Source organism: Actinophytocola sp., assembly GCF_036002505.1.
Lineage (GTDB): Bacteria > Actinomycetota > Actinomycetes > Mycobacteriales > Pseudonocardiaceae > DASYTH01.
The window spans coordinates 1-7,402 of sequence record NZ_DASYTH010000106.1 but is presented as its reverse complement, the minus strand read 5'-3'; the positions used below and the strand labels follow the sequence as shown (position 1 = coordinate 7,402).

Here is a 7,402-nt window from a genome sequence, read left to right as displayed (position 1 = left end):
CGCCCACGCTGCCGGCGCAGACCTCAAGACCGTCCAGGAACAGCTCGGGCACACCAGCATCGTGCTCACCGCCGACACGTACACCAGCGTCCTGCTTGACCTGCACTTCAAGGTCGCCGAAGCCACCGCCCGCCTTGTGTTGGCCGCGGCGGCCCGCAACCCCGGCCACCGGCACCGAACCCGCGCGAAGACCGGCCCGCCCACGTCCGCAGCATCCGACCACGGCACCAGGCCCGAACCAGTGCGGCCCAAGCGATCCCGTCGCACACGACACAGCAGGAAGGCCCGCACCACCGTGACACCCACGCGACACCCAAAGATCAAAGCCGCATAGCCCGGTGGCTATACGGCCTGTTCAACACGGGTGCGCCGCGTAGGACTCGAACCTACAACCCGCGGATTAAGAGCAGTCCGTATAGTGCCGGCCAGTCCGTTCCACGGCCATTTCGTCCGGACTGATGGCGCAATGGTGTGCCGTTTGGTCCGTCCAGTGCCGCCCTGTTCGCGGCGTCCGAGCACACATGGAGCACACAAACACGGCACCGGCACCGCCGGCGGGGTGCGACCCCGTGACGCCCCCGTCCGCAGCACGGACGCGTTGCCGACCGCGGGACACCAGCCCGCATCGGCGATAGCTTTTGGGTGCGGCTCTCTTGAGGGTGCGCTGGCTTGGTGTGTGACCAGGGGATGAAGACTGGTCAGGTACGGAAAAGGGGGCTCCTTCCCGTTACGTTCGTGGATGTCTAGACCCGAACGTCGCAAAGAAGGAGCCCGGTGCAAGCCTACGCATCTCAGAGCCCGAACGACGCGTTCACCGCTTCACGCACGCGGTTCGCCACCATGGTGAACTGGTTGGGCGGTGAGCACGCCATGGCCATGACCCATGGGCAGTTGGAGGAGCGGCTGCACGTCGATGGTCTGGTGTTGCTGCGCCAGATGTTGCAGGACAGTCTGGATCTTCACGCCAGCCGGGAACGGCGGCTGCAGACGGTGACCGACGCCGGCGGGGCCGGGCGCGGTAGCGCCGAGTTCGGCCGGGAACGCGGACTGGCCACCATATTCGGGGACGTTGTCGTGGCGCGGATCGCCTACCGGGCCCCGGGCCGGGCCGATCTGCATCCCGCTGATGCAGTGCTCAACCTGCCCGCGGAGAAGCACTCGCACGGGTTGCGGCGCATCGCCGCGGTGGAGGCCGCCCGCGGGTCGTTCGACGCCGCCGCCGCGGCGATCACCCGCGCGAGCGGGGTGCGGATCGGTAAACGCCAGGTGGAGAACCTGGCTACCCGCGCCGGTGTGGACATTGACGCCTTCTACGCCGCGCGGGCACCCGGGCCCGGCGCGGACACCGACGCGGTGGTGATGACCTATGACGCCAAGGGTGTGGTGATGCGCCCCGAGGCGCTGCGGGAGGCCACCGCCCGCAACGCGGCCAGCCGCAAGCTGTCGACCCGGCTCTCCCGAGGGGAGAAGCGCTACCGCAAACGGATGGCCGAGGTCGCCTGCGTCTACGACCTGACCCCGACACCACGAACGGTCGCCGACATCCTGCCTGCCAGCGACGTCGAACGCGACAAGGCCCGCCCGGCGCCCACCGCCCACGGCAAGTGGCTGACCGCCAGCGTCACCGACGATGCCGCGGCGGTGATCACCGCCGGGTTCAACGAAGCCGCCCGCCGCGACCCCGACCACCAGCGGGATTGGGTAGCCCTCGTCGACGGCAACGCCCACCAGATCGCCCGCATCCACGCCGAAGCCCACACCCGCAAGGCCAACGTCACGATCGTGGTCGACTTCATCCACGTCATCGAATACCTGTGGAAGGCCGCCTGGTGCTTCTTCACCGAAGGCGACCGCCGGGTCGAAGCATGGGTACGTGAGCACGCCCGGGCGATCCTTGCCGGGCGGGCCGGCATCGTCGCCGCCGCGATCCGCCGCAAGGCCACCTACCACGGCCTGGACCCCGGCCAGCGCCAAGCCGCCGACACCGCCGCCACCTACCTGACCAACAAGAAGCCCTGGCTGGACTACCCCACCGCTCTGGCCGCGGGCTGGCCGATCGCCACCGGCGTCATCGAGGGTGCCTGCCGCTACCTGGTCAAGGACCGCATGGACATCACCGGCGCCCGTTGGGGCCTGCCCGGAGCCGAGGCCGTACTCAAGCTACCCGCCCTGATCAGCAACGCCGACTTCGACGACTACTGGCCATGGCACCTGGCCCAGGAACAACAACGCACCCACAACGCCCGCTACCTCAACGGCGTCATCCCTGCCCGATAGACACCCTCAGGAGAGCCGCACCCATTTGCTAACGCCAGTGCTAACGAGACGGTGCGGGACCGCTGGGATCAAGAGGACAGGACTGCCCGTGCGGCACGACGGTACGTCGGCTGACCAGGACAGGTAGGCCATCGCGAGGCACGGCGGGACGTCCCTTGGCCACCTCATAACCCAGAGGTCGCAGGTTCAAATCCTGTCCCCGCTACCAGGGAAAAGGCCTCCGGAGAGATCTCTCCGGGGGCCTTTCGCATGCGTGATGTAACCCGATCGGTAACCATCGGGCCTTGCAACCCGGCCCAGTTACGCCTCCGGGCAGTCCTCGGGAGGCGGCCTTGTCGGCGGCCGGTTGATCGTGGCCGGTAGAGCGGTGGGTGTAGATCGTCAGGGTGTACGCCATGTTGGCGTGCCCGATGCGGTCGGCTACCACCTTTGGCTCGACCCCCGCGTCGAACGAGAGCGTGGCGAAGGTGTGCCGAACATCGTGCGGCCGGATCAGGGGCACCCCGGTCCGGTCGACCAGGCGGTCGAACCGGCGTGTGATCGTGTCGGGGTGGATCGGGCGGCCGTCTGGGTGACAGAACAGCTTGCCGTGGTGGCGGTACATCGCACCGAACTCCCGTCGCTCGTCGGCGAGCATCGCCAGATGGCGACGCAGGTACGATGCGGTGAGTGGATCGAGCGCGATGGTGCGTCGGCCGCTGGCCGTCTTGCAACCCACATCGCGGCGTCGCGGTCCTGCGTCGCAACCTTCAACCAGGCGTTCGGCGGTCCATGTCTTGCCCCGCTGCCGTGCGCTCCTGCGTCGCTCCCTGGGCAGGCTCGCATGGGTTGCCGGGTTTGCCGCCAGGTAGCCCCACGCCACCGCATCACTTAGCGCCCGATGCAGCATCCGGTGCACATTCTTGACCGTCTTCGGGGCCAAGCCGGGCGTCGTCGCTGTCGGGACGCGGCCGCGCCGGTAGCGCTGCACGGCCGCGCGGGCGGCGTGGATGCTGGTACCGCTCTGCCGCGCGATTTCTCTCGGCGGCAGCTCGATCGCGGCCAGCCTGCGGGTACGCCAGTAGTCGTACCTGGCGACGTTTGTGTCGGGCTTGCAGCGACCTTCGCGCAGGAGATGCCGGTACAGCTCGTCGAGCGTCGGCACGTCGATGTCCTGAAGCCGTCGCTTGCCAATGATTCGCACCACGTCGGCGTAGTTGGCGTAGGTCGAGGGCTTGAGGGAATGCCGCACGGCGGTCAGCCACTCGGCGAAGAACTCGGCGATGGTACGCCGCGACGGCGGTACCCGGCGGCCGGTGTCGGCGGCAGTGTTGGCCTTCACAGCCGCGCTCCACGCCTCTTCCTCGGTGGTGAAGCCGCAGCTACAAGCCGGTCGACCGCCTCGAAGGGCGGAGGATGGTTTCGTCCGCTGGAGTGGTGTACGACTCGGCCACACGCCTGGAAATCCTCACCAAAGCGCGGCTCAGCACCGTCGACACCGAACGACACAACACCGAGAACTCCGACCCTGCCCAACGGGTACAGCCGGTCGTACAGTGGAGGAGTCAGGCGAGCGGCCGTCCCTCGACCGCGTTCCCGCGGATCGCGGGGCGAGCCGGCGCATGTCGATGAGCACCGGAGGGGGAGCCATGAACGGTGCCGTGTTGATCCGGTGGGGGGCCGGCGTTCCGAACCGGGAGGCCAAGGGACTCGATGTCTTCGGCAAGGCGGTCGAGCGGTTCGAGGAACTGACCAAGCAGGGCCGAGTGCACAGCCACCGTGAGTATTTCGCGGTGACCGGGCCGGCGAGCGGCTTCATGATCCTCGACGGCCAGGTCGAGGAGCTGTTGAAGATCCTCGCGGAGGACGAGACGCTCCGGCTCAACGCCCAAGCCGAGTCCATCGTGTCGGACTTCGAGATCCAGGTCTACGCGGGCGGCGACGACCAGTCCGTGCAGCAGCTCATGGGCAACTACACGAGCGCCCTGCAGGAAGTCGGGTACATGTAACCGTCGATTCGGGCATGATCAGGGCGTCCCTCTCTTCGCGTTCGCGACGAGGACGCCCTGGTCATGGGGGGCGCCGGCTAAGGGGTCGATGAGCGCCGACCGGCCGAGGCCGGCGAGCAGCAGGCCGGCGGCGTACGAGGCCTGCATGAGCAGCCCCCAGCCTCTTCGTGCAGTACGTGCGGGTCGCCGAGTTCCAGGCGTCACCGCTGAGCCAGTTTGTCTCAACCGGTGTGCGCCGGACGCTGATCCGTGGTTTCTGATCTTATGCGTGGAGTTGTTCGTTAGCCGTCTCTTACACCACGCCAGCGGACGCGACCGGCGACCCTCGTGTCCCTTGTGTCCCCAAAGGACTGTCAACAGGTCATGTGCTCGCGAATTGGGGGAAACGACGGCCGCGCAATGTCCCTCAACGCTGCGAGGCTCGCCGACTCACGGACCGGCTGAAATGGCCGGGGCTCAGGCGGGCCGGGGATCGGCCCCGCCATCCGTAACCAGATGTGTAACCAGAACGCTTCGAGACTTATCGATGCGGCTGCGGCCCGCTACCAGGAGAAACGGCCCCTCAGAGATCATCTGAGGAGCCGTTTCCATGCCCGTTGCCAAAGGATTCGCTGACGTCCGGCAGGACGCTGTCCACGAACAGGGCGGCGACCGTCTCGGCAGCTTCGCGGTCCATGCCCGAGAATCCGGCTCGGACCTCCATCGGCAGCCCGGCCTGTTCGCACGCAGTGGTATCAAGGTCCGGGACGGGCCGTGTTGATCCGAATGCCCCGGGGGGGCCATCCTCTTTGGACACGGCCTTGCGGAAAGTTGGTCACGGCCGCCTTGGCCGCATGTTTGATGGAGCCGGCTATGACCAAGAAGGCAGCCACCCCCGCGGAAACCGTCGACGCCCGCCTGCGTATTCAGGCGCGACTGCACAACGGCGTCGTCCCGGTGCCGTTCCTCGGCACCACCTGGCAGACGCGAAACGGCTCGTACTGGCGGCGGCGGGTCGGCGCCGTCATCGTTTTCGTGCTCGCGCTTGGCCTGGTCGGCGGTATGGCCGTCGGATTCACCATCGGCATCCTCGGCGACCGACACGACGCCATCCGAGTGGCCATGGCTGTCCTCTATGACCTGACCGTGGTCCTCGGTGTCCGCTCCGGGCTGCGCAAGATCGCCGAGGCGCCACTGGACGAACGCAACGGCGCACCCCGAACATTCGCGCCGAACGGCCTGCTCGCACTGGTCCTCGCCCCCTACGGCACAGGACTCATCGCCACGATCCTGATCGCCATGTTCGGACACGACTTCATCGGCGAACGACGCGCCAGAGACATCACCGCTTCCCTCAACACCCAGGATCCGCGCTGAGACAAACCTGCCAGTACGGAGTCGAGCAAACGCTGGAGCATGGCCCGACCATCCGTCTCGCGAGCGATGTGGCGGCACGCCTGCTCATAATCAGCGCGCGGCCCCTCGTTGGGCTAGGCGTGTCAAGTGATCGGCTGGCACGGCGGGAGAGCAGACGTCGCGATGGCGACACATCGCCATCGCCGCTGCTTGTATCTACCCTCGCTCGTCCGCCTCCTGGGTAGCGATGCAACGCCACCGCCAGGAGGAGTGATGGACTCGTACTTGTCCGCGTGTATTTCGGCTCAGGGTGACCCGAGCACCACGGAGACGGCCAGCATGCCGGCCGAGGTGTGCCTGCGCTTTCTCCGCGAGGCGACCCGGATCCACGACGCCGGTCTGAAGTCGTACGGGCTTCTCGTCGCCGAGCCCGGCGTCCCGTTTCGCGCTACCGACGTGGTTTTCCTGAACGTCCACCGCAATCGGCGCAACGAGCCGGGCAACCGTGCCGCCTTCGAGGCGCAGGGACAGTACTTCCGGCGCCACCATGACGCCGGCTTCGTGGCCGACCCGACCGATCTGCTAAAGGCATACCGCCGGATCGAGGCGTCGGGGCGCGAGATCGTGGCGATGTTTCACAGTCATCGCCGGCAGCCGCCGAACTTCTCCTGGATCGACTTCCGGCTGCACAATCCGGCCTTCTCCTGGCACCTTATCGTCTCGTTTCACCGCGGACCGGTGCCGCAGCTGCAGCCGTTTCGGGTGGACAAGGACGGCGGCGAGCTGGGCATCAGCGCGTACGACGATCGGCAGGGCAGCGAGTTGGCCTATCCCGGCCCTGAGGTCGTCCCGCTGAGCCTGCTCGTCGACGGCGCCCCGGCCGATGTGCACGCCTGCGCCGAGGCCCTCGGTCTCCGGGCCGCCACAGCTTTGTGACCCCTTGCGTGCGCAGTGGTACAACGAGCCGTGGACCGTCCAGATCGCCATGCCGAGGCCCGCTCGGACCCTGTTCCAGGTCACCGCTCCGGTCCGTGAGGTTGACGATCGGGTACACCTGTACGGCGGTGCCCCGCGGTGCCGTCCCTTCGCCGATGGGAGTCGATCGTGAGCCAAGGTGAGCGCTCGCCGAAGATCCTGGACCTGTCCTGGGGCCGGATGGAGGTCGATGGCCTCGGCGTCGAGAAGGACTGGAAGCTGTATCCGGGCGGCGGGCGGGCGTGGGACTGGTCCGAGACCGGAACCCGGCATGTGCCGGGGATCCAGGTTGCCGATGTTGAGGAGCTTCTCGCGCACGGTGCGACCGTCGTTGTCCTGTCGCTAGGCATGGATCGGCAGTTGCACGTCGACCAGGCCACGCTGCGGTACCTGGAGGAGCGGTCCGTCGAGGTCCATGTGCTGGAGACCCGCGAAGCGGTGAAGATCTACAACGACCTGGCCGAGAACAGTGCCCTTGCCGGACTGTTCCACTCAACCTGCTGACCGCGTGTGCGACGGTCGAGTTGCGTCAGCGGTCGTCGCTGATGAACGAGTTGTCGGCGAGCCACTCGACCGCCGGCGGCGAGCGCGCAGCGCTTCCTGCTGCGAGCCTGCTCATCGACCGCACTGACCACGGTCTGGATCCCGGCACGGGTCGCCGGTCAGCTGGGTGTGTCGAGCGGGATGTGCAGCGTGAGGTGTGAGGACAGGGCGCGGAGGAAGTCCGGGGCGTCGAAGACCGCGCCCGCGGAGGCGACGCCGGTGGTCCTGGTCCGGCCGGTGAGGATGCGGTCGACGGCCTCCACCGCGAGTGGCGCGCTGATGGC

7 protein-coding genes and 1 pseudogene are annotated in these 7,402 nt (G+C 67.6%); 5 read left to right on the top strand and 3 right to left on the bottom strand.

The window, feature by feature from the left end; genetic code table 11:
- Positions 1 to 840: 840 nt before the first annotated feature.
- Positions 841 to 2,277, top strand: coding sequence for an ISKra4 family transposase (locus VGR06_RS08530; protein ID WP_414637197.1), 1,437 nt, complete (start codon positions 841 to 843; stop codon positions 2,275 to 2,277).
- A 202-nt stretch (positions 2,278 to 2,479) separates the two neighbouring features.
- Here the strand turns inward: VGR06_RS08530 and VGR06_RS08525 are convergent, their stop codons facing one another.
- Positions 2,480 to 3,598 carry a tyrosine-type recombinase/integrase gene (locus VGR06_RS08525; RefSeq protein ID WP_327558431.1) on the bottom strand — a complete coding sequence of 373 codons (1,119 nt, stop codon included), beginning with the start codon at positions 3,596 to 3,598 and terminating at the stop codon, positions 2,480 to 2,482.
- A 307-nt stretch (positions 3,599 to 3,905) separates the two neighbouring features.
- On the opposite strand from VGR06_RS08525, the gene VGR06_RS08520 reads away from it, so the two are divergent.
- Positions 3,906 to 4,265 (top strand): hypothetical protein, encoded by a 360-nt coding sequence (locus VGR06_RS08520; protein WP_327558430.1) that lies wholly within the window; start codon positions 3,906 to 3,908, stop codon positions 4,263 to 4,265.
- An 18-nt stretch (positions 4,266 to 4,283) separates the two neighbouring features.
- Here VGR06_RS08520 and VGR06_RS08515 read toward each other — a convergent pair whose 3' ends face one another.
- Positions 4,284 to 4,412 (bottom strand): hypothetical protein, encoded by a 129-nt coding sequence (locus tag VGR06_RS08515; RefSeq protein ID WP_327558429.1) that lies wholly within the window; start codon positions 4,410 to 4,412, stop codon positions 4,284 to 4,286.
- A gap of 663 nt (positions 4,413 to 5,075) precedes the next feature.
- Between VGR06_RS08515 and VGR06_RS08510 the strand changes: the two genes are divergently transcribed.
- The 3 genes from VGR06_RS08510 (at position 5,076) to VGR06_RS08500 (ending at position 7,079) form a co-directional block, all read left to right on the top strand.
- Positions 5,076 to 5,621, top strand: a complete 546-nt coding sequence (locus VGR06_RS08510; RefSeq protein WP_327558428.1) for a hypothetical protein — start codon at positions 5,076 to 5,078, stop codon at positions 5,619 to 5,621.
- Between the two features lie 318 nt (positions 5,622 to 5,939).
- On the top strand, positions 5,940 to 6,536 hold the full coding sequence (locus VGR06_RS08505) for a Mov34/MPN/PAD-1 family protein (RefSeq protein ID WP_327558427.1): 597 nt from the start codon (positions 5,940 to 5,942) through the stop codon (positions 6,534 to 6,536).
- 168 nt (positions 6,537 to 6,704) lie between these two features.
- The gene (locus tag VGR06_RS08500; RefSeq protein WP_327558426.1) at positions 6,705 to 7,079 is read left to right on the top strand and encodes an Mth938-like domain-containing protein; all 375 of its coding nucleotides are present in this window, start codon (positions 6,705 to 6,707) and stop codon (positions 7,077 to 7,079) included.
- 158 nt (positions 7,080 to 7,237) lie between these two features.
- On the opposite strand, the pseudogene VGR06_RS08495 reads toward VGR06_RS08500, so the two are convergent.
- Positions 7,238 to 7,402, bottom strand: a pseudogene (locus VGR06_RS08495) (saccharopine dehydrogenase); the annotation flags it as partial.